A 403-nucleotide genomic window follows, 5' to 3' on the forward strand; every position below is an offset into this window, starting at 1 on the left:
CCATACACAAACATATCTAGCTTTTTCTTCATGCACCTACATTATCCATACTTCTTCATATTGGGATGTCTGATAAGATTTCTAACTATGCGCTTGGAAGTATTTGAATTTTTATATCCGTTCTTCTCATACGATCCAACCTGAACTTCATTACAATCCTTTGTATTGACCGTTTTGTTCCCAAGTAGGCTGCGATAAGAAGTTGATGAATTATCATTTGGTAGGATACCTATCACAGAATCAATATTTGCTTGTTGCTTCTGCATAATTGTTTAAGCCTCCAAATTTGAGCTTCATCTTTCCTAGCTCTATAGAGAGAAACTCCACACTAAACACTTTGTTACCTGTGAGTTATGGAGCTGCTTTAGCCTGAGACGTACTTGATGTCGCATGTGTTAGGGTT

The 403-nt window shown here is 37.2% G+C and carries 1 protein-coding gene; it reads right to left on the reverse strand.

The window, feature by feature from the left end; translation table 11 throughout:
• Positions 1-41 precede the first annotated feature (41 nt).
• Positions 42-266, reverse strand: a complete 225-nt coding sequence (locus tag GOQ16_RS17360) for a hypothetical protein (RefSeq protein WP_160070447.1) — start codon at positions 264-266, stop codon at positions 42-44.
• Positions 267-403: the final 137 nt, after the last annotated feature.

This window comes from Sphingobacterium bovisgrunnientis (assembly GCF_009829085.1).
In the GTDB taxonomy this organism is placed as follows: domain Bacteria; phylum Bacteroidota; class Bacteroidia; order Sphingobacteriales; family Sphingobacteriaceae; genus Sphingobacterium; species Sphingobacterium bovisgrunnientis.